General features: G+C 63.9%; 17 protein-coding genes. All 17 read left to right on the top strand.

Annotated elements, in window-relative coordinates:
* Positions 1 to 46: 46 nt before the first annotated feature.
* The 17 genes from ABWY06_RS21260 to ABWY06_RS21180 all read left to right on the top strand — a co-directional run bounded on the left by ABWY06_RS21260 (position 47) and on the right by ABWY06_RS21180 (position 20180).
* Entirely contained in the window at positions 47 to 1174 is a 1128-nt protein-coding gene (locus tag ABWY06_RS21260) for an acyltransferase family protein (protein ID WP_353927574.1), read from the top strand.
* A gap of 19 nt (positions 1175 to 1193) precedes the next feature.
* Positions 1194 to 1817 carry a tyrosine-protein kinase family protein gene (locus ABWY06_RS21255; RefSeq protein ID WP_353927573.1) on the top strand — a complete coding sequence of 208 codons (624 nt, stop codon included), beginning with the start codon at positions 1194 to 1196 and terminating at the stop codon, positions 1815 to 1817.
* Between the two features lie 64 nt (positions 1818 to 1881).
* Positions 1882 to 2598, top strand: coding sequence for a polysaccharide biosynthesis/export family protein (locus tag ABWY06_RS21250; protein ID WP_353927693.1), 717 nt, complete (start codon positions 1882 to 1884; stop codon positions 2596 to 2598).
* 207 nt (positions 2599 to 2805) lie between these two features.
* Positions 2806 to 3954: a glycoside hydrolase 5 family protein gene (locus tag ABWY06_RS21245; RefSeq protein ID WP_353927572.1), complete on the top strand. Its 1149-nt coding sequence runs from the start codon at positions 2806 to 2808 to the stop codon at positions 3952 to 3954.
* 12 nt (positions 3955 to 3966) lie between these two features.
* Complete coding sequence (locus ABWY06_RS21240) at positions 3967 to 5496, top strand: GumC family protein (RefSeq protein ID WP_353927571.1); 1530 nt, start codon at positions 3967 to 3969, stop codon at positions 5494 to 5496.
* Positions 5497 to 6155: 659 nt separating this feature from the next.
* The gene (locus tag ABWY06_RS21235; protein ID WP_353927570.1) at positions 6156 to 8441 is read left to right on the top strand and encodes a phage tail sheath family protein; all 2286 of its coding nucleotides are present in this window, start codon (positions 6156 to 6158) and stop codon (positions 8439 to 8441) included.
* Between the two features lie 83 nt (positions 8442 to 8524).
* Complete coding sequence (locus tag ABWY06_RS21230) at positions 8525 to 9049, top strand: phage tail protein (RefSeq protein WP_353927569.1); 525 nt, start codon at positions 8525 to 8527, stop codon at positions 9047 to 9049.
* A gap of 113 nt (positions 9050 to 9162) precedes the next feature.
* Positions 9163 to 9894, top strand: coding sequence for a hypothetical protein (locus tag ABWY06_RS21225; protein ID WP_353927568.1), 732 nt, complete (start codon positions 9163 to 9165; stop codon positions 9892 to 9894).
* Positions 9891 to 10661 (top strand): hypothetical protein, encoded by a 771-nt coding sequence (locus ABWY06_RS21220; RefSeq protein WP_353927567.1) that lies wholly within the window; start codon positions 9891 to 9893, stop codon positions 10659 to 10661. Before ABWY06_RS21225 ends, ABWY06_RS21220 begins: the two co-directional genes overlap by 4 nt.
* Entirely contained in the window at positions 10658 to 11992 is a 1335-nt protein-coding gene (locus ABWY06_RS21215) for a Pvc16 family protein (protein ID WP_353927566.1), read from the top strand. The genes ABWY06_RS21220 and ABWY06_RS21215 overlap by 4 nt, the downstream gene beginning before the upstream one ends.
* Positions 11989 to 13887 (top strand): ATP-binding protein, encoded by a 1899-nt coding sequence (locus ABWY06_RS21210; protein WP_353927565.1) that lies wholly within the window; start codon positions 11989 to 11991, stop codon positions 13885 to 13887. Before ABWY06_RS21215 ends, ABWY06_RS21210 begins: the two co-directional genes overlap by 4 nt.
* Entirely contained in the window at positions 13884 to 14180 is a 297-nt protein-coding gene (locus ABWY06_RS21205; protein ID WP_353927564.1) for a hypothetical protein, read from the top strand. Before ABWY06_RS21210 ends, ABWY06_RS21205 begins: the two co-directional genes overlap by 4 nt.
* A gap of 8 nt (positions 14181 to 14188) precedes the next feature.
* Positions 14189 to 17536: an eCIS core domain-containing protein gene (locus ABWY06_RS21200; RefSeq protein ID WP_353927563.1), complete on the top strand. Its 3348-nt coding sequence runs from the start codon at positions 14189 to 14191 to the stop codon at positions 17534 to 17536.
* The gene (locus ABWY06_RS21195) at positions 17533 to 18189 is read left to right on the top strand and encodes a hypothetical protein (RefSeq protein WP_353927562.1); all 657 of its coding nucleotides are present in this window, start codon (positions 17533 to 17535) and stop codon (positions 18187 to 18189) included. The genes ABWY06_RS21200 and ABWY06_RS21195 overlap by 4 nt, the downstream gene beginning before the upstream one ends.
* A 44-nt stretch (positions 18190 to 18233) precedes the next feature.
* Positions 18234 to 18554 carry a LysM domain-containing protein gene (locus tag ABWY06_RS21190; protein ID WP_353927561.1) on the top strand — a complete coding sequence of 107 codons (321 nt, stop codon included), beginning with the start codon at positions 18234 to 18236 and terminating at the stop codon, positions 18552 to 18554.
* Positions 18547 to 19671 carry a hypothetical protein gene (locus ABWY06_RS21185; protein WP_353927560.1) on the top strand — a complete coding sequence of 375 codons (1125 nt, stop codon included), beginning with the start codon at positions 18547 to 18549 and terminating at the stop codon, positions 19669 to 19671. Before ABWY06_RS21190 ends, ABWY06_RS21185 begins: the two co-directional genes overlap by 8 nt.
* Entirely contained in the window at positions 19668 to 20180 is a 513-nt protein-coding gene (locus ABWY06_RS21180; protein ID WP_353927559.1) for a phage baseplate assembly protein V, read from the top strand. Before ABWY06_RS21185 ends, ABWY06_RS21180 begins: the two co-directional genes overlap by 4 nt.
* The last annotated feature ends 76 nt before the right edge of the window (positions 20181 to 20256 follow it).

Here is a 20256-nt window from a genome sequence, read left to right as displayed (position 1 = left end):
GGCCCGATCCGCGTTCCTCGAGCCGGTCTCTGGGCGGGGGGCGTCCATGACGGCTCTCTGGCGCGGGGTCAGCGGGCTGTACGCGAGGCCGCGGGACAAGTCGCGGGTGTTGAAGAACGAGCTCTTGAGTGTGCAGCGTTTGCGTGGCGTCGCGGTGTTGATGGTGTTGGCGTTCCACGTCGAGGACGTTGCTCGCAAACTGCCCGGCTGGGCGGATTTCCATAGCCTGTTTTCCCGCTGCATCGGCTACTCGGCCCCTGATCTGTTCTTTGTGATCAGCGGCTTTATCATGACCTATATCACCTTTGGTATGCCGTTCGAGCCACGCCGCTGGCTGATCAACCGGTTCATTCGTATTTACCCGATGGCCATGTTCTTCATCGGGCTGGTCGTCGTGCTCTGGCTCTACAACCCGGCCATGACCATGGGCTCAGGTGAGCACGATTGGGGGTCGGTGCTGCGCTCATTGTTGATCCTGCCGCAGCCCGGTTTGCCCTTGTTGTTCGTCGGCTGGACGCTCGAGCACGAGTTGGTGTTCTACAGCCTGGTATTCGTCGTTGCGCGTTTTTTATCGCCGCCCTGGCTGACCACGGTACTGCTGACCCTGACCTTGTTGGCGTTCGCCAAGTGGTTGCTGCGGCATTACACCGGCGTGGATTTTTGGGACTACCACCTGCTGTCCCTCTACATCGCCCAGTTCACCCTGGGCGCCTGCCTGTACCGGTACTGGGTGGGCCGTCCATCCGATGGCTGGAAGCGTCCATTGGCATTGGGCGCGCTGTGCCTGCTGGTGGGGGCGGTGTTTGCCGAGTCTGGCTCAATCAATCGCGAATGGCCGCTGCGGGTACTGGCATTCGGGTTCGGTTACGGCTTTGTGCTGTTGGCGCTGCTCAACCGCGAGCGGCATTTGCGTGCCCAGGGACGGATGCCCCTGACGCGCGACTGGTTGGTACAGGCGGGCGATGCGTCCTATTCCCTGTACCTGTCCCATCCGTTTGTGCTGGCCGTGTGCGGCAAGGTTTTTCCCTATCTCGATGTGTCCCCGCTGGCAGGGGGGCTGGCGATCGGGCTGGCGGCGGTGTTGGCTATCGCGGTGGGGTTGGCTACCCACCGTTGGTTGGAAAAACCGGTTATCGAACTGGGCAAGCGCCTATCCACGGCTCGGCCAGGGTAGCCCTACAGGGAGGTGGTCTATGAATATTCTAGTCAATCAGGAAACGCTGGGGCTGGCGGCTAGCCAGGACCCACAATTGACCCGGCCGATGCAGGAGCTGATGGCGCGGGTGTTGCGCGAAAACCGCACGCGTCCGATGCGTCAGTTGATGGTGGTCGGTGTTGCACGGGGAGTGGGCGCCAGCTTTGTTGCCCAGCAGGCGGCCAGTCACCTGGCGGAGGTCTTCGGGCAAGTGCTGATCATCGAGCTTTGCACCGAGGGTCGCGATGACCATCGCCTCGATGGGGACCTCGAGCACCTGGTGTCGAGCGGCAGCCTGGTGGCCCGAACGCGCTTGTCGCTGAACACCGGCCTGCGCCTGTTCAGCCTGGAGAACGAGGAGCTGCGCCGGTTGCTGACCCGCTTGCACGAGCGATTCCCGGTCGTGCTCTGGGACATGCCGCCGCCCACTGTCACCTCCGTTGCGCTGGTCGCGGCCAAGGTGCTGGACGGCATCATCCTGGTCGCCCAGGCCGGTCGAACACGGCGTCCGGTGGCCCGCCATGTGCGGGACCGGCTTGAAGAAAGCGGGGGCCAGTTTCTCGGTGTGGTGCTCAATCGCAGCGCCAATTTCATTCCCGATTGGTTGTACCGGTGGCTCTAAGGGAGGACGTACTGTGGCGCAAGCAAATGGATATTGGATTCGCGCGGGACACGTCGTGGGATTGATGCTGCTGGCGGTCGTAAGTGGCTGCTCATCGATCGAGGTCACGCAGTTGCCGGGTGCCGAAGGGTTGCCTTTGGTGGGCACGGCCGGAGGAGTTGCGGAGCAGCAGTACCGGATTCGCCCCGGGGATGACCTGGACATCAAGTTTTTCTACACCCGGGAGCTGAACGAGACTGCTTCGGTTCGCCCCGATGGCTTTATCACCCTGCAGTTGCTCGACGACGTCAAAGTGGCTGGGTTGACCCCGGACGAGCTGGATGAAGAGCTGACGAGCCGATACCGGCCCTACATAAAGAAACCCAATGTCTCGGTGATGGTTCGCTCATTCAAAGGCTTTCGTGCCTATGTCGGCGGCCAGGTCGCCGTGCCCCAGGTGGTGCCATTGGAGGGTGGCATGTCGGTACTGCAGGCGATCTACCGCGCCGGTGGCAACCTGCCCACGGCTTACATGGATTCGATCATCCTGATTCGCAAGGGGGATGATGGTAAGCCGCAACCCTACCACCTGAACCTCAGCGATCAGGCGGTGGAGCAGGGGCTGCCGGACCTTCAGGTCGCCCTGTCGCCCTCCGATGTCATCTACGTGCCGCGCTCCCCCATCGCCAATGCCAACCTCTGGGTGCAGCAGTACATCACCGATCTGGTGCTGTTCAAAGGGGTGCAGCTCGGGTTCGGGGTCAACTATGTCATCGAGGAAAACGATGACGATGACGACTGATGGCTATGAAATGATATTTTTTTGATATTACATTTATTATAAATGTCAATAGTGAAATCTACCGCTTATCGCTAAATTTGGCTAGTTGGGCGCGTAATGGAGCGCTTGTGTGTAGGCTCCGGGGGCGATTTGAATGGCAGTACCGGGATGGGCCCGGTAGCGTTCAATCCGTGTCATAGGTGTGGAGTACTGACATTGATAAAAAATATGTATTCATCCAGCCCCTTGCCCCGGCTGTTGGCCGCCCTGTTGTCCCTGTGCCTGCTGGCCTGGGCCGTACCGTCCCCGGCCGCTCCCTTGAGTTATGGCTTGAACACCATGTGGGGCCCTGGGGATAGCCAAAGCCTGAGCAGTCGTTTCAGGAAAGCCAAATCCCTGGGGGTCAGAAGCGTGCGATTGGATTGGGAATGGCGTCAGGTCGAAGCGGTGCGGGGGCAGTACCAATGGCAGCAACTTGACACCTTGGTGCAGGTTGCCCATCAGGAGGGCATCGAATTGTTGCCGATCATTCACTACGCGCCCAATTGGGCGCAGGTGGCGGGAATCAAGCCCAACGATGTCTATGAAATGGCACCGGCGGAAGCGGCGTTTGACGCCTACGCGCGGTTCGTCAAGGCGTCGATCAAGCGTTACGGGCCGGGAGGCAATGCGGGCGTGCCCTTTACCCCGATCGTGCACTGGCAGATCTGGAATGAGCCGAACCTCAAGCAGTTCTGGGGCCCTGAGCCGAACTCCGGCAGTTTTGCCTGGTTAATGCGTCGGGTACAGCAGGAAACCGCCGACGTGCGGGGCAGTATCCAGCTGGTGCATGCCGGACTGTCCAAAGCCGATGTGTTGTTCCTGTGGCAGCTGTGGGAGGCCGACAGCGCCTATGGCAACACCTTCGACGTCATGGCCGTGCACCCCTATGTATTCGATTGGCGCGATGGCATCCGCCAGCCCGATGCCATGGATGCCGACCAGCCGCAGTTTGCGCCTTTGGGGGTCGTGGGCAGCGTCACCGACCCGGGCTACCTGGGCAAAGTCTTCAACCTGCAACTGCTGATGACGCTCAAGGGCTCGCCCAAGCCGATCTGGATCACCGAAATGGGCTATATCGTTGGCAGTCAACACCTGGGTCTGACTGAGCAGGGCGCCGCCGACCGCATGCAGACCACCCTGCAATTCATCCTTTCACGCTTGACCGTGATTCCCTATGGCATTGGCATCCGCAACTTGGCCGCCAACGTCCAGCGGGTCTATTGGTTCGCCCTTGAGGACTACCCCTCACCCGATGGCATGGGCACGTTCGGTTTTTATCGCCAGGATGGCTCCGAACGTCCCGCTGCCAGCATGTTCCGCAGTTTCACCCACTAGCAGGAAGCTACGATGACTACTCGAGACCTTCTCAACCTCTTGTTCAAACGCAAGCTAGTAGTCGTCTGCTTTTTTCTAGCCTCACTGGCCGGCGGCTTCGCCGGCCTTTCGCTGATCGCCCCGACCTATGAATCGACCGCGCGGTTGTTGGTGCGTATCGGTCAGGAAGATATCTACATGCCCGCGCTGGCCTCCAGTCAGTTCCGCACGCCCATGATGTCGGTGGTCCGTGAGGAGCAATTGCATTCGGAAGCGGCCATTCTCACCAGTGCCACCCTGGCCCGCCGAGTGGTGGACGAGCTGACTCCAGCAGTGCTGTTTCCGGGTATCGATCTGCAGCACCCCTGGTATACGCCCAAGGGCGTGGCGCAAACCCTGACCCGGTGGTACGGCCGTGTGGAGGATTATTTTTTCCCTTTGTCGGCCAACCGTAGCCTGGTCGACAAGGCGGTCAATCGCCTGCGCAACGATCTCAGTGCGACGGCGCTCAAAAGCTCGAACATCATCGAGGTGTCGCTGCGCAATAAGGATCCGCACTCGGCTGCGCTGGGTGTCAATACGTTGGTGCAGCGCTACCTCACCGAGCGTGTAAGGATCTTCCAGCGTGAGCAGACGGCGTTTTTCTCCGAGCAGCTGGGGCAGATGAACCAGCAACTGGCCGAAGCCGAGGCCGCGGTCCGGCAGTACCGCGACCAACGACAGATCGTCGATGTGGAGCGCCAGCGCAGCCTGCAGATCGACCGGTTGGACGATGTCCGTAAGCGCCTGGATGAATTCCGGGTGTCGGTGCAGCAGGGCGAACGCCAGAGCCAGGTGCTCCGCGCACAACTGGCGTCAATGCCATCGACCACCGAGCTGAGCGGAGCCCAGACCTCCAACAGCTTTGCCATCAGCGAAATGAACAAACAACTGGCCGACCTCAAGCGCCAGGAGGCGGATATCGGCGCGCGGTTCTCCAGCAGCGATCCGCGGTTGCAGACCCTACGCGAGGAGATCAGCGTGGTCGACGGCTTGTTGACCCGTCAGCAGGCGCAGCGGTATGGCTCTTCCCAGCAGGGCATCAACCCGCTGCATGCCCGGGTGCGCGATGACCTGCTGAAAAACGAAGCCCTGCTCGCCGGGTATCGGCAGGCATTGACCAGTTGGCAGGCGCTGGAAGGTGAGACGCGGGCACGGATGGCGGAGCTGAACGCCTCCGAGGCGCAGTACAAACAGCTGGTCCAACAACTGGACGTGCTGCGCGATACCCGTAAGTTGTATTTGGAGAAAAACGAGGAAACCCGCTTCCAATCCGCTCAGGCGGGGGCGCAGATCGGTAACGTCTCGGTGGTCAACTGGGCGGTGGCCAGTGATCGGCCAGTAAGTCCAAAACTCTGGTTGGTGCTGATCGGCGTGCTATTGGTCGGTCTGTTCGGGGGTATCGGTCTGGCCTGGTTGCTGGAGCTGCTGGATGACAGCCTGAAGACCGACAGCGATATCTGGCAGTACTTGCAGCTGCCGACGATTACCCGGGTACCGGAGTTGATTCCGGTTAAAGCCTAGGGCCTGCGGCTGTTGCAGCCTGGCCACCTCGGCGCTTTGGCTTCACTGGGTCACTCCTTCGGTGCGGCTACGCAGTCTGAGCTCGCTTGTTTGGCCGCCTGCGCCGCAGCGTGGATGTGCCGGGGCTTTCGTCGGGCGCGGGGCAAACGCCCCGCGCATGCGCCGCTACCGGGACAGTGGTGCCCAGCGAGTCGCCCATTGAACCGCGTATCCCGACCTGGGAGGCCGTCCTGGCGCCCTCGGCTGGCCCTTCTTGTGCAGCCTCAGGACAACCGCGGCGTATGGGAAATGGCGTCAATGGGAAGGCGTCAAATTACATCGTTATTTATATTTAAAATAAACTCTATAGCGTTTTTATACATGGCTATTTAATGGCTTTTAATCAATCGCCGCTAAGTTTTTCCGATTGCCAAAAAATATAACTACAAGGGGTTTTACGTAATCAATAAAGCGATCTATAGCTATCTGTGCCTTTGGGCAGCAAAAGAATCATCAGGCAATACCTGTTTGGTTTTCAGATCGTCAACAGTCTTCCGCGCTGTGGATGGGATGCGGATCTAGTCGAGTTGTAGGGAACCGGGTCGTATTAGCGACCCCCTATCTGAAAGCCTCAAAGCACTCTATTCGACTGCCGCTTCTATCCAGGAAGGAGTCCCCGCATGCCTGCACAACTCAGCTATCCCGGCGTCTATATCGAAGAGCTACCCAGTGGGGTACGTACCCTGACGGGTGTCGCTACCTCGGTAGCCGCGTTTGCCGGTGCCGCGCCGAGAGGGCCGATCAACCGCGCCCAACGTCTGTTCAGTTTCGCCGACTACGAGCGACGCTTCGGGGGCTTGGCGGTCGACTCCGAGATGGGCTATGCGGTACGCCAGTTCTTCCAGAACGGTGGCACCGAGGCGTATGCCATCCGAATCGTTAAAAGCGCCACCAGCGCCGAGCTGACGCTGCAGAACGAGGCGTTGGTCGATGTGCTAAAAGTCTTGGCACTGGACGCTGGGTCCGCGGGCAACGGCATCGAAGTGCGGGTCGATCACCTCACCAGCAATCCGGGCAGCACCTTTAACCTGACCCTGTTACGTGCCAGTGATTCACGCTCGGAGGCCTATGCGAATGTCTCGTTGAACTCGGCTGACGCCCGCTATGCAGTGGATCAGGTCAACGGGGTTTCCCAACTGGTGCGGCTGACCCGCAGTGCCAGTCAGGCCGATCTCGATGCCTTGCCCGCCGGCACCTCGCGCAGCGCCACCCTGGCGGATGTCGCGACTTTGCTGGATGCCAGCCACCGGGAGTTTCGTGTCAGCGTCAATGGTCTGGCCCCGGTGATCGTGCAGATCAACTTGCCGGCGGATGTCGGCGGCGGAACGCCTACTCAGCGGCTGGATACCCTGTGCGCCGCCATCGAGACCAAGGTGCGGGCGCAGGCCAACAGTCAGACCGCCTATTCGGCCTTCACCTGTGCCCGTCCTGGTAGTACGCAGCAAATCCTTATGACCGCCGGTGTCGGCGGCGAGTTTTCCAGCGTGCGGATTCTGCCGGGGCAGAAGAACAATGCCAGCGGTGTGCTCAAGCTGGGCAGCGAGGGCGGCGGTGTCGACGTCGACGCAGTGGCCAGCCTGCGGCCGATGCCCATCCCGGAACCGGCCACCCTGACCAGTGCGGCGTATGCGGCGGCGGACCTCAATGCCCTGCCGGATGCCACCCACAACAGTCTGCGCATCAGCCTCGATGGGGTGGGCCCGGACACTGTGAACATCGGGGATGCGGCGGCAGCGGGGGCGGACCTCGATGCCAAACTGGAGGATGTGGCCAGTCGGCTTCAGGCCGCGGTACGCGCACTGAAACCCGCGCACCCCGCCTACCAGCACTTCCGGGCAAAACGCGTGGGCAGCACCCTGGTGCTGGCCACCGGCACCCAGGGGGCCGCGTCGAGCCTGGCGATCAGTGCCGCGCCGCTCAACAGCATCGCCAGCGAGCTGCACCTGCTGGGTGGGGCCGTCAGCAGCCAACCGGCCAATCAGACCCTGAAAGGCGGCAGCGAAACCCCGTATACGGCCGCCGACCTGTATCCCGCCTTTATCGGTGATCGTGCGACCCGCCAGGGCCTGTACGCGCTGGAGGAAGTGGACCTGTTCAATATTCTTTGCCTGCCCGGAGTGACCGATACCGGTGTGCTGATGGATGCGGCGGCCTATTGCGAGGAGCGTCGGGCCTTCTTCGTGATCGATGCGCCCGCCTCGGTGACCACGCCCGAGCAGATGGTCGCCGCGGTGTCCGGTACCGCGTTGCCCAAATCGGATCATGCGGCGGTCTACTACCCCTGGGTGTTTATCGCTGATCCGTTGAAGAATGGCCGGCTGCGCCTGAGTGCACCCTGCGGCACCATCGCCGGGTTGTATGCCCGTACCGACGGTGAACGCGGCGTCTGGAAGGCGCCGGCGGGTACCGAGGCCACTTTGGTTGGGGTGCAAGCGACCCACTATTCACTCACCGATCGGGAGAACGGCAGCCTCAATCCCTTGGGCGTCAATTGCCTGCGCACCTTCCCGGTGTACGGCGCGGTGTCCTGGGGGGCGCGAACCTTGCGGGGGGCTGACCAGATGACCTCCGAGTACAAGTACGTGCCGGTCCGGCGCTTGGCCTTGTTCCTCGAGGAGAGCCTGTATCGCGGTACCCAATGGGTCGTTTTCGAACCCAATGACGAGCCGCTGTGGGCCCAGATCCGCCTCAACCTCGGGGCGTTCATGAACAGCCTGTTCCGTCAGGGCGCCTTTCAAGGCAAGACACCGCGCGAGGCCTACCTGGTCAAGTGCGATCGGGAAACCACCACGCAGGACGATATCAACCGGGGTGTGGTGAACATCCTGGTGGCCTTCGCGCCGCTCAAACCGGCGGAATTCGTGGTGATCAAGATCCAGCAGTTGGCTGGGCAGATCCAGGTTTGATCAGGGACGCTCCGCCCTACGAGGCGGGGTGGTCGATTTCGCGCGGGCCATAGGCCCGCCAGGCAGGTAGGGAGAACAGCACAATGGCCCAATTCACCGTCAACGCCCAGCGCTTCGACCCGTACAAGAACTTCAAATTTCGGGTCAAGTGGGATGGTCGTTATGTCGCCGGTATCAGCAAGGTCTCGGCTCTAAAACGCACCACCGAAGTGGTCAAGCACCGCGAAGGGGGCGACCCCAGCAGCAGCCGCAAATCCCCTGGCCGCACCGAGTACGAGGCGATTACGCTCGAGCGCGGCGTGACCCACGATACCGAATTCGAAAAATGGGCCAACAAGGTGTGGAATTTTGCCTCGGGGCTGGGCGCGGAGGTCTCGCTCAAGGATTTTCGCAAGGACCTGATCATCGAGTTGTACAACGAAGCCGGACAACTGGCCTTGAGCTACAAGGTGTTTCGCTGCTGGGTCAGTGAGTTCCAGTCGCTGCCGGATTTGGACGCCAACGCCAACGCGGTGGCCATCGCGCGATTGAAGCTGGAGAACGAAGGGTGGGAGCGCGACTACGAGGTGGTCGAGCCCAGCGAGCCGAGTTTTATCGAACCGAGTTAAAGGACATCGCCTAAACCTGGATGGTTTTTGCCGCGTCGGCGTTTTGCCCCGTCAAGGATGGCAGGCGCCCGGTATAGCCGGTTCCGCGCTTTCGCCCAAGGGAGACCACCACCATGCCTGCACTCAGCGCCGCCGACTGGCTGGACGTTTGGGAGCACAGCCGGACGCTTGCGCCGGTGTTGCAACCTTGTGCCTTGCTGGCGCCACTGCTGCCCGATGGGCAGCCGGCGGCCCAGCAGCTCGCGATTGGGCGGCGTGATGCGCTGCTGCTGGAGCTGAATACCGCGTTGTTCGGCCCCCAGCTCAATGCCGTGGTGCCTTGCCCAGGCTGTGGTGAGGTCCTGGAGTTGGCGCTGAGTAGCGAGGCGTTGCGCCAACCGCTGTCGCCACTCGACACCTGCGCCCTGCAACTCGACTGGCTGAACTACCGGGTGGATTACCGCTTGGTCTGCAGTGACGATCTGGCGACCCTCGACCCCGACGAGTCATTGGAGGAGGCCCGCGAGCGGCTGCTGCGGCGCTGCGTGCTGAGCGCCGAACAGGACGGTGTCCCTATCAGGTTCGAGCAGCTCCCCGACGCGTTACGGACGCAACTGGTCGAGGCCATGGCGACGCTGGACCCCCAGGCGGCGCTGGAGCTGGAGCTGGTCTGCCCGAGTTGCAGCGGCGCCTGGCGCGAGGCGTTCGACATTGGCGGTTTCCTGCTGGAAAGCCTGGGGCAATGGGCGGAGCGGACCCTCGATCAAGTTCACCTGCTGGCCCACAGCTACGGCTGGAGCGAGGCCCAGGTGCTGGCGTTGAGCCCGGCCCGCCGCGCCAGCTACCTGGCCCGGGTGCTTGCATGAACGACTTTCTCGGCTTGCTGGCGCGCCGGGTTTTGGCCCCGACCACCCTTCGCCCGCGGCGACTGTCGCGTTTCGAGGGGGATACGCAGGCGCCCTTGACGGCGCCGCCGCACACCCCGCCGGAGGTAAGTGAATGGGTTGCGCCGCGGCAGGTCGAGTCCGCCCGAATGCCGAGTCAGTCGGAGTCGGGGGCGAACAGCCTGGCCGCGAATCTGCCCGAGCCTGCCGTCAGGGCGGAACTGCCTCGCGAGAGGCAAGTGCCAGCGGCCATCGAGCCCCTTGAGCTGTCGGTGATGGCGGCGATACCGCGGGTGACCCAGCCCAGTTTGTCCCAACCGGTGCCGCTGTCGGGGGCGCTGTCGGCTACGCCGATGGCGGCGACCAGGGAGACGCCCTTGGGTGCGGTCGCGCAGCCGGAGGCCGGGCCGACGACAGCAACGGTCCACTCCATTGAATCCGTTGAACGGGACCGGGTGACTCGCGAACTGATCGAACAGCGTGTCGAGCGACTGGTGCCAGTCGCCACCGCGGCGGCGAGTCCGATGGCCGGCGTCTTGGCGTCGCCCCCCCCAGCGCCGCTGGTGGTCGCCGCAGCTCGCGAGCCGGCCAGCGTACCCGTCGTGGAAATCAGCATCGGCCGTATCGAGCTCTTTGCGTCGGCGCCCCCCGCGCAGGTGGCGCCCCCCGAACGCGCCGTGACGCGTCGTGACGCGCAATCCCTGGAGGCCTACCTGAGTGAGCGTAATGGCCGGGGAGGGCGCCCATGAGCAGCGCACTTGGTTTGGCTGCGACCGCCGCGGCCCTGCAGCAGCTGTTGGTCAATGGCTTCGCCGCGCTCAAGCTCGACGATGTTCTGGGAGGCACCCCGACCGTCAGCTGCATCGCGCCTGATCGTATCGACCTGGATGCCAACAGCTGCCAGCTCAACCTGTTCCTCTACAACCAGACGCGCAATCCCGGCTGGGCCAATCAGGGGTTGCCCAGTCGCGACAGCCGTGGCGAGCGGATCGCCAACCCGCCACTGGCGCTGGATCTGCATTTCCTGTTGAGCGCCTATGGCGTTGCCGACTTTCAGGCGGAGATCCTGCTGGGCGCCGCCATGCAGATCCTGCATGAAACGCCCGGCCTCGGTCGCGAGGGCATTCGGGCCGCGCTCAAGCCGGGTGCCAACAAACCCAACTTGCCCAAGGAGCTGGAGCTGGCCGGGTTGGCGGACCAAGTGGAACAGCTGCGGATCACACCGCTCAATCACAACACCGATGAACTGTCGCGTATCTGGTCGGCGATCCAGGTGCCGGCACGGCCCAGCGCCGCCTACCTGATCAGCGTGCTGCTGCAGGAATCCAGCCGCAGTGCGCGGACTCCCTTGCCCGTGCGTTCACGCAACCTCTATGCGCTGCCCTTGCGTGCACCGCGGCTGGATCGGGTCGAGGCGCTGGATGGCGCGGCGGTGCCCATTCTGCCCAGCTCGCTGCTGAGCCTCAGTGGCGCCAATCTGAAAGCACCGCAGGTGCTGTTGCGGGTCAACGGGCTCGACCTGACTGGCGCGCTGCAGCAACTCGACAACGATCGCCTGGAGTTCGGTTTTCTGCTGCCACCGCCCGTGCCAGGCCCGCCCGTGTTGGCGCCGGGGTTGCGCGCGGGTGTCTGCACGGTGCAGGTGGTGCATCCGCAGTTGATGGGGTCGCCTGCCGTCGCGCACCGGGGCGTGGAATCCAACCTGCAGGCCTTTGTCCTTAACCCCGAGGCCAATTTCACCGTCGAGCCAGGGGGCATCAGCACGCCGGTCAACGGCGTGATCTACCGCTCGGGGGTCATTACGGTGAACTGCACGCCAGCGGTCGATGCTCGGCAGCGGGTGCGCCTGCTGCTCAATGAGCTGGCGCCGCCGAATGACCGACCGCCACATGCCTACAGTTTTGCCCTGAGCGACGGCAACGGCATTGTCCCGCCCGCCGAGTCCAGCACGACCCTGAGCATTGCCTACCGGCAGGTGGTGCAGGGCAACTACCTGGCACGTCTGCAGGTGGATGCCGGCAGCAGCCCGTTGCAGGTCGATGGCGAGGGGCGTTTCAGCGGCCCGCAGGTGGCACCATGAGCGTGCGTCATGAGTTCGCGCAGAATCGACGGGCGCTGGCCACGGCGCTGGAAGAGCTGATGCTCTACATCAACCTGCGGCTGGCGGGCCAACCGGCGCCGCTGGGCACCTACCATGAGGTGCCGCCGGCGCTGGCGGCGCTGGGCGAGTGCCTGGAACTCAGTCGCTTCGAGCTGGACCTGTTGTTGCTGGCGGCGGCGCCCGAGCTCGACACGCGGATGCGCCCCCTGTTGGCCAAGGCCCAGGGCGATCCGGAAAAACCCTGGTTGAGTTTCAACCTGGCCCTGTTGCTGCTGCCCCACGCTGACTGGAGTGCGATCACGCCGGCCGCCCGGCTGCGGCGCTGGAACCTGCTGGAACCGGTGGGTGCGGGTGGCCCGCTGCACGCCCGCCTGCTGGTGGACGAATCGACCCTGCACCGGATCGCGGGCTTGCGTTATGTCGAGCCCCGTCTGGAACCCTGGTTTCGCCTACAGGCGCTGCCCTCGCCAGAGAACGTGCCGTTCGACAGTGAAGTGGCGTTGCTTGGCCTCGAGTGGCAGGCGGCCGCGAACCTGTCGCAAGCCGTGGTCGCGCGACTGGAACAGGGCGATGGGGAAAGCTGCGCCCATACCCTGGCGGTCCAGCTGGAGCTGAAACTGTTCCGTCTGGCCGAGCACAACCTGCCGGCCTCGGCACTGGAGCGTGAGCAGCTGGCGCGGCTCTGGGAGCGTGAGGCCCTGCTGCACAATGCGCTGTTATGGCTGGATGTGGAGCAGTCCAGCACGTTGGAAAACAAGCGCCTCGGCGACTTTATCGAGCACCTGCAGGGCCTGGTGTTGGTTACCGGCTCGGCCCACCTGCCCCTGCGCCGGCCGCAGCGCCCGTTGGCCTGGCTGGGGGGGGACGCGGGCACTCGGCTGCAAACCTGGCAGCATTGCCTGGGCGTACAGGCTGATGGGCTCAACGGCCATTTGGGCTCCCTCGCCGAGCAGTTCCAGTTGTCCAGCGGCGCGATAGCCCGCGTCAGCCAATACTGTGGCGTCGACGCGGGCCTGACTGCCGAGCAACTCTGGGACGCCTGCCGAGCGGAAGCACGCCGGGGCATGGAGAACCTGGCGGAGCGGGTCGAGGCTCGCGCCGACTGGGCCGACCTGGTCTTGCCTGACGCCGCGCTGACCAGCCTGCGGGCCATTGCCGCCCAGGTGCGCCAGCGCACCCGGGTCTATCGCGAGTGGGGCTTTGCCGCCCGCAGCGGTCGAGGCCTGGGCATCAGTGCCCTGTTCGCTGGCGGCAGCGGCACGGGCAAGACCCTGGCCGCGGAGGTGTTGGCCAACGAATTGCAGTTGGACCTCTATCGCATCGACCTGGCGGCGCTGGTCAGCAAGTACATCGGCGAAACGGAAAAGAACCTGGCGCGGGTGTTCGCGGTGGCGGAAACCAGCGGTGCCATCCTGCTGTTCGACGAGGCCGATGCCTTGTTCGGCAAGCGCAGCGAGGTGCGCGACAGCCATGATCGTTATGCCAACCTGGAAGTCAGTTACCTGCTGCAGCGAATCGAAACCTACCGCGGGTTGGCGATACTCACCAGTAACCTCAAGCAGGCCATCGACACTGCCTTCCAGCGGCGCCTGCGGTTTATCGTGCAGTTTCCATTTCCCGATGCCCAGGCGCGAGGTGCCATCTGGGCACGGGTGTTTCCCGCTGCCACGCCGGTGGCCCGCCTGGACATCGACAAGCTGGCGCGGTTGTCGCTGTCCGGCGGACACATCCGCAACCTGGCGTTGAATGCGGCGTTTCTCGCGGCCGACCAGGACAGCCCTATCAGCATGGGGCACCTGCGACTGGCGGCGGAATCGGAGTTCGCCAAGCTGGAACGGCCCCTGCCCATGGCCGAAATAGGCGATTGGGCATGAGCCCCCTCGCTTCCGGGCCGTCACGTGGCTTGCCGCCGGCCAGCAGCGCTCCGGCGCTCCGTCTGCAGATAGGCAGTCTGGTACTGCCCGGGTATACGCCGCGCGAGGGCGCGCGGCTGGCTGGCGCGTTCGAACGCGAGTTGTCACGCCTGCTGAGCCAAGCGCCGGCCGGCGGACCCAGTCGGCAGACCGAGAGCCTGCAGATTCCGCGTTTTTTCCTGGCGCCGGGCGAACGCCCTGAGCGCACCGGCCGCCGCCTGGCACGGGCGATCGCCGAACAGTTGCAGCCCTGAGGAGCGTCATGGCCGAACATGCCCTGGTTCCACCCGCTGAGCGCGAAGCGGCCTCGTCGAAGGCCCCGCCGCACAAGGCCACGCACAGCCTGTTGCTGCAACGCAAATGCGCCTGTGGGGCTTCCGCGGGCGCCAGCGGTGAGTGCGACAGTTGCGCGGCGCGCCCGGCCCTGCAGCGGCGCGGTGGTAACCAGGCGCAGCCGGCATTGCCCGCTGCCGTCGACGACACCCTGTCGCGCCCCGGCCGTCCCCTGGATGCCGATACCCGGGCCTTTATGGAAGATCGCTTCGGCAGCGATTTCGCCGGGGTGCGGGTGCATGACGACAGTGCCGCCGCCGCCTCGGCTCGGGCCGTGGATGCCCAGGCCTACACCGTTGGACAGCATATGGTCTTCGACCATGGGCGTTATCAACCGCACAGCGCCGAGGGCCGTCATCTGCTGGCTCACGAATTGGCCCACACGCTGCAACAGCAGGGCCTTCAGCGCGCGGGCATCAGCAACCTGGCGGACCAGGGGGCCGACTACTGGCGTTTGGAGCGCGAGGCCGATGTGGCGGCTGACACGGTGATGCGCGGCCAGCCGCTGGCATCGGGTCAGTTGAGCCAGGGCGGGCCGCGGTTGTCGCGCAAACCCGCCAAGCCGGCGGCACCACCCGCGCCCGGGACTGGCAAAAGCGAAGATCACGAGATCGAAAGCCGCTACCGCGATGTGGAAATGACCACTGGGCATAAGGTCACGCCGGAGAAGAAGACCACGGCCAAGGTCGGGACCAAGGATAAGGAGCTGGCCTCGTTCGAGGTCGACCACCTGGAGTTGCACGAGGTCAAAGGTCCGGTGCTCAAGGAGTGGCAAAGCAAGTCCAAGGCCCGTGCGCTGCGCGGCACCATCACCCTGGCCGGCAGCAAGGCCCAGGAGGCGGGCCTGTGGCAGATGCGCGTGAGCTCCGATGAGCTGCGCGCCCGTTGGCTGAACAAGCGCGGTTGGAAGGCCGGCGATGCGCTGAACGCGGCTTGGCAGAAGGCCGGCGGCGATGCCGAGTTCCCCAAGGCGGCCGGCGGTACCTGCGAGATGGACCATATCATCGAGCTGCAGGTTGGCGGCGACAACACCCAGGAAAACATCCAGGTCCTCGACCGCACCGACAACGGTATGAGCGGCAGCCTGATCAAGCAGCAGGTGTTCGGCCTGGCCCAGAGCATCGCCGGCAAGATGGAAGAGGCGGGCGAGGAACTCCCGGCTCAGGTCCGGCTGGTGTTCAAGGACGCCAAGATGAAGGCGGCCGGCAAATGCGGGCCCTGCTGCGAGACGGCGAAAAAACTCGGCAAGCCCACGGCGGAGGGCAAGGCCGACAAGTCCACCGAAATCCTGATCGACTATCCGATCATGGCCGGTGGCAACACCGTGGTGCTGCGGGTCAGCGAAAAAACCAAGAACCCGCCGATTTTCGAGTCCGGCGAGCCGGCCAATGTGGCGGGTGCCGAAATCATCCCGGGTTTGCTGCTGATGACCTTGCACCGCCGTGGCAAGGGCAAGGACAGTATTGGCGCCCAGATCGACGCCCGTGATCGCACGCGCCTGCCGATCACCTTGCCGGCCAAAGGTCAGGAGGTCGGGCTGGACGTGGCCGAGGACGGCAGCCTGAAGCTCTCCGACAAGGCCAAGAAAGATGCCGGTATCGCCTTTACCTACGACTACCTGAGCCCTGGACGCTTTACCAAGCTCGAGCAGGTCGCCGGTGGCGTGGCCGGGGAGGGCTACATCACGCCGACCAAGGTGCCATTTCTCAAACGCCTGGAGGTGTCCTTCGGGCCGGATTATTTCCGCCTCAAGGCGCCGCTGGACAAGAGCAAGCTGCAACCGCCCTTTGCCGGGGTGAAACTCACCGAGGCCTCGTTGGCGCTGGACTTGGCACCCAAGTTGAAGCCGGTGGGCAGCATTGCGTTCGAGTTCGGCGGCGCGACGAAACTCGCGGCCTGCAAAGTGGAGGTCAGCGCCGACGAAAATGGCCTGCTGTTCAACGGCGTATTGTTCGTCTATCTGCCGGGGGTGGACGAGGCCAAGGGCGAGGTCAAATACCAGGGCGGCGAGTGGAGCGGGGCGGTGCATATCGAGTCCGGCCAGATGGCCGGCAAGATCCCCTATGTGAAGAGCGGCGCGGTCGATGTCTTCCTCAAGGGCGGCAAGATCGACGCCACCGGCAAGGTCAACCTGGACTTGCCGGGAGGCAACGAGGCCTCCCTGGAGCTCAACTACACCCGCAGCAAATGGATCTTCCAGGGACGCGGCAAGATCAAGGTCAAGAGTCCCTACCTCAAGCCCATCCAGGCCAGCCTCTGGTACGACGGCGAGCTGTTTGTCGCCAAGGGCGAGGCCGGCTTCGCGTTTGCCGGTCTGGACGGCACGGTGGACGCCACCTACGAGAACAAGAACGGCAAGGAAAAAGTCTACGGCAAGGGCGATATCAAGATCGACAAGGGCCGCGCCAAAGGCAACATAGTCGTCGAGTTGCACCCCAATGAAAAAATCACCGGCAAGGGCCGGCTGTCTTATGAAATCAAGAAGGACATGGTCGCCAGCGCCGCGATCACGGTCGACGAGAACCAGAAGATCACCTTCGATGGCGAGCTGAGTTTTCCGGATATCCAGCTGTTCAAGCGGTTTCCGGAGCGCAAGGAGGTCACGCCGATCTTTTCCGCCTCCGGTAGCATTCCGATCCCCGGCGCCTCGATCGGGCCCATCGGGCTAAAGGTCAAGCTCTGGGGCAGCCTGGGGTATTACTACTATGTCGGTCCCGGGGTGCTCACCGGGATCAAGGCCGCGGTCAAGTTCAGCCCGTTCGAGGACAACCCGGACTTCAGTTTCTCGCTCAAGGCCAAGGCCAGCATCCCGGCCGGCGGCGGCATCTCCGGCAAGGTCGGCGCCGACGTGGTGATCGACGCCTATATCGCCGAGGTCGGCGGCGGCTTGAACGTGGAGGCCAGCGCCGGTCTGGAAGGCAAGGCCGAACTGGGCGGTGAAATCGCCTACAGCAAGGACAAGTTCAGCGTCGATGCCAGCGCCTATATCGGCGGCAGCGTGGTGCTGGCGGCCAAGCTGAACGCCCGGGTGTATGCCGAGGCCGGGGTCTGGAAGTTCAAGGTCCGCACCGAAAAGACCTGGGAATTGCTGGGCGGCAAATTCGATACCGGGCTCAGCCTGGGCGTGCGCATGCCGCTGCACTACGACAGCATCGAGGGGTTCCGCATGCCGAAACTCTCCGATATCAAGCCGGAGCCGGCGGAGCTCAATCTCAGTCCGAGCAGCATGCTGTCCAGCCTGTTCGGCGACGCCAAATCAGAGGAGCGCGAGGCATGACCGGTCTGAGCACGTCACCGCGGCTGCTCAAGGGCGGCCTGATCCTGATCGACCCGTCCAGCGGCGCGGTGCTGCGGGTGATCACCCTGCAGTACACCCCCGACCTGCTGACCCGCAGCCTGCAACCGCAGAGCACCGGCGGCAGCGCCGCCCTGAGCGAGCCACTGCGCCTGAAAGGCCCGCCGGTGGAAACCCTCAAGCTCGAGGCGGAGCTGGACGCCACCGACCAGCTGGAATTTCCCGATCAGCATGGCGCCGTGGTCCAGGTCGGGTTGCACCCGCAGCTGGCGGCCCTGGAAACCATCGTCTATCCCGAGAGCGGCGCGCTGATTCGGAACAACCAGATGGCCAATGCCGGCACCCTGGAAATCGTTCCGGTGCAGGCGCCGTTGCCGCTGTTCGTCTGGAGCCCGTCCCGGGTGGTGCCGGTACGCATCACCGAGTTCAGCATCGTCGAGGAGGCGTTCGACATCAACCTCAACCCGATCCGCGCGCGGGTCTCGCTGGGCATGCGGGTCCTCAACGTCAACGACCTGGGGTTTGGCGACAAAGGTGGCCACCTGTACATGGTCTACCACCAGAGCCGGGAGCGCATGGCGCGCAAGGCCTCCAGCGCCACCCTGGCCAGTTTGGGCCTGAGTAACCTGTTTTAGCCGCGCCCTGGCTTGCCAGCGCAGAACAAAAAAGGACTTTGTGTATGAACGACAGTCGATTCGCGCCCAACAGCCGCTACCACAGCGTCGAGACCGCCGAGTGGCTACCCCCCGAGGGGACGCCGGTGGTGTACCTGCGCCGGCGCTTTGTCCCGGACCCGGGGCGTTTCGTGACCGTGCAGGAGTATCGGGTGGTGGAAGGCGACCGCCTCGACCGCATGGCCGCGGCCGTGCTCGGCGATCCGCAGCAGTTTTGGCGTTTGCCGGACGCCAACGGCAGCCTGCACCCCCTGGAGCTGGAAGAGATCGGCCGGCGCATCCGCCTGACGCTGCCCGAGGGCATGCTGGGGGCCGACCATGCTTAAGGGCCTGCACCTCTCGTTGCTGGTCGGGCCGGCGTTGCCGGTCCCGGTGCCCAAGGCGGTGATGGACGCGCTGCAGACCGTCCAGGTGACCTCGGCCGCGGGCACCCGCAGCGGCTTCCAGATCAGCTTCGCGCTGCAGAACCAGTCGCCGTTGCACAGCCTGTTGCTGCTCGCCGGTGGCAGCGTGCCCTGGTTGCGGGTAATGATTCTGGTGACCATCAACAGCCTGCCGATGGTGATGATGGACGGCCTGATCACCAAGCAGGAGGTCAGCGGTTCCAACGAGCCGGGGCAGAGCACCCTGACCATCACCGGTGAGGACCTCTCGGTGGCTATGGACCAGCAGGAGTTCAACGGCCTGCCGTATCCGGCCATGCCGGCGCCGGCGCGGGTGGCCCTGATCATCGCCAAGTACGCGTTGTTCGGCCTGGTGCCGTTGGTGATCCCGCCGCTGTTCAACGACGTGCCCGTCCCGGTGGACAAGATCCCCACCCATGAGGGCACCGACCTGGCCTATGTGCAACAGCTGGCCAAGGACGCCGGTTACGTGTTCTACGTCGAGCCCGGGCCGCTGCCCGGCATGAACACCGCCTACTGGGGCCCCGAGATCAAGCTCGGCGTGCCGCAGCCGGCACTCAACCTGGGCATGGACGCCCACAGCAATGTCGAGGCGCTGTCGTTCAGCGTGGATAACACCAAGGCGTCGCTGCCCATCGTGTTTATCCAGAACGCCCTGAGCAAATTGCCGATTCCGCTGCCGATTCCCGATATCAGCCTGGCCAATCCGCCGCTGGGGGCGCTGCCGCCCTTGCCCAAGTCCATTCACCTGATGAAGGAAACCGCCAAGCTGTCGCCCATGGCGGCGCTGTCGAAAGGCTTGGCGGCCGCGGCCGGCTCGGCCGATGTGGTGACCGCCACCGGTTCGGTCGATGTGTTGCGCTATGGCCATATCCTCAAGGCGCGGCAACTGGTCGGGGTGCGCGGCGCCGGGGCGGCGTTCGACGGCCTCTACTACGTCAAGACCGTCAGCAGCAGCTTCAAGCCGGGCGAGTTCAAGCAGAGCTTCACCCTGACCCGCAATGGCCTGATTTCAACCGTACCGAGGGTGCCGGCATGAGCGAAGGCAAATTCTATGGCAAGTACCGCGGCATGGTGCTGAACAACCTCGACCCCATGCAGATGGGGCGGATCCAGGTACAGGTGCCCGATGTGCTCGGCATCGGCCTGTCCAGTTGGGCGATGCCCTGCGTGCCGCTGGCGGGCAAGCAGAGTGGCGTGTTTGTCGTGCCACAGATCGGTGCCGGGGTCTGGGTCGAGTTCGAACAGGGCGATCAGGACTACCCGATCTGGGTGGGTGGCTTTTGGGCCAGCGCGGCGGAGGTGCCGGTATTGGCCCTGGCCGGATTGCCGGTGTCGCCGAGCATCGTTCTGCAGACCGGCAACCAGAACGGCTTGATGATCTCCGACCTGCCGGGGCCCACCGGCGGCATTCTGCTGAAGACCGCCCTGGGCGCGATGATTTCAATCAATGAGATCGGCATCACCATCAGCAATGGCCAGGGCGCGACCATCATGCTGACCGGGCCGACGGTGAACATCAACCAGGGTGCACTGACCGTGATTTAGGGCCAAGGAGAACCGCCATGAAGGGATGCAGCGTTGCAGCGTTGTCCGGCAAATCAAGCCCCGCGAGGGATATCGA

The sequence above is a fragment of the Pseudomonas sp. genome (assembly GCF_040514055.1).
GTDB lineage: Bacteria > Pseudomonadota > Gammaproteobacteria > Pseudomonadales > Pseudomonadaceae > Aquipseudomonas.
The sequence above is the reverse complement of the archived record's forward strand: the minus strand, read 5'-3'. Positions and strand labels throughout refer to the sequence as shown.

Bases quoted from the DNA above. Each gene is read 5' to 3' on its own strand.
- ABWY06_RS21260 (WP_353927574.1), top strand. From the start codon at position 47: ATGACGGCTCTCTGGCGCGGGGTCAGCGGGCTGTACGCGAGGCCGCGG.
- ABWY06_RS21255 (WP_353927573.1), top strand. From the start codon at position 1,194: ATGAATATTCTAGTCAATCAGGAAACGCTGGGGCTGGCGGCTAGCCAG.
- ABWY06_RS21250 (WP_353927693.1), top strand. From the start codon at position 1,882: ATGCTGCTGGCGGTCGTAAGTGGCTGCTCATCGATCGAGGTCACGCAG.
- ABWY06_RS21245 (WP_353927572.1), top strand. From the start codon at position 2,806: ATGTATTCATCCAGCCCCTTGCCCCGGCTGTTGGCCGCCCTGTTGTCC.
- ABWY06_RS21240 (WP_353927571.1), top strand. From the start codon at position 3,967: ATGACTACTCGAGACCTTCTCAACCTCTTGTTCAAACGCAAGCTAGTA.
- ABWY06_RS21235 (WP_353927570.1), top strand. From the start codon at position 6,156: ATGCCTGCACAACTCAGCTATCCCGGCGTCTATATCGAAGAGCTACCC.
- ABWY06_RS21230 (WP_353927569.1), top strand. From the start codon at position 8,525: ATGGCCCAATTCACCGTCAACGCCCAGCGCTTCGACCCGTACAAGAAC.
- ABWY06_RS21225 (WP_353927568.1), top strand. From the start codon at position 9,163: ATGCCTGCACTCAGCGCCGCCGACTGGCTGGACGTTTGGGAGCACAGC.
- ABWY06_RS21220 (WP_353927567.1), top strand. From the start codon at position 9,891: ATGAACGACTTTCTCGGCTTGCTGGCGCGCCGGGTTTTGGCCCCGACC.
- ABWY06_RS21215 (WP_353927566.1), top strand. From the start codon at position 10,658: ATGAGCAGCGCACTTGGTTTGGCTGCGACCGCCGCGGCCCTGCAGCAG.
- ABWY06_RS21210 (WP_353927565.1), top strand. From the start codon at position 11,989: ATGAGCGTGCGTCATGAGTTCGCGCAGAATCGACGGGCGCTGGCCACG.
- ABWY06_RS21205 (WP_353927564.1), top strand. From the start codon at position 13,884: ATGAGCCCCCTCGCTTCCGGGCCGTCACGTGGCTTGCCGCCGGCCAGC.
- ABWY06_RS21200 (WP_353927563.1), top strand. From the start codon at position 14,189: ATGGCCGAACATGCCCTGGTTCCACCCGCTGAGCGCGAAGCGGCCTCG.
- ABWY06_RS21195 (WP_353927562.1), top strand. From the start codon at position 17,533: ATGACCGGTCTGAGCACGTCACCGCGGCTGCTCAAGGGCGGCCTGATC.
- ABWY06_RS21190 (WP_353927561.1), top strand. From the start codon at position 18,234: ATGAACGACAGTCGATTCGCGCCCAACAGCCGCTACCACAGCGTCGAG.
- ABWY06_RS21185 (WP_353927560.1), top strand. From the start codon at position 18,547: ATGCTTAAGGGCCTGCACCTCTCGTTGCTGGTCGGGCCGGCGTTGCCG.
- ABWY06_RS21180 (WP_353927559.1), top strand. From the start codon at position 19,668: ATGAGCGAAGGCAAATTCTATGGCAAGTACCGCGGCATGGTGCTGAAC.